This is a genomic window from Achromobacter sp. SIMBA_011 (assembly GCF_046535435.1).
GTDB classification, from domain to species: Bacteria; Pseudomonadota; Gammaproteobacteria; order Burkholderiales; family Burkholderiaceae_B; genus Achromobacter; species Achromobacter dolens.
Genome location: NZ_JAWRWN010001031.1, coordinates 1 through 245 on the forward strand (window position 1 = coordinate 1; position 245 = coordinate 245).

1 protein-coding gene is annotated in these 245 nt (G+C 63.7%); it reads right to left on the minus strand.

The genetic code is table 11. From position 1 onward, the window contains the following. A partial coding sequence (locus SB816_RS34145; protein WP_410548516.1) for a molybdenum cofactor biosynthesis protein B occupies window positions 1-245 on the minus strand: 245 nt, incomplete at both ends.

Below are 245 nucleotides of genomic sequence, written 5' to 3' on the forward strand. Positions count from 1 at the left end.
GGTGGTGATCACCACATCCACGCCTTCAGAGAGCGTCCAGTCGCGCACGGTGCCGGCAATCGCTGCCCTGTCATCAGGCACGATGGCGCGCGCCGCGAGCCTGTGGCCCGCTTCCTCCAGCCTTGCGACGAGCGTATCGCCGGATTTGTCATTCTCCAGCGTGCGGCTGTCCGAAACGGTCAGGACCGCAATGCCGAGGGGAATGAAGGGTCTTTCGCCTGCCATGGTCTTGTCCTCGAATTGGC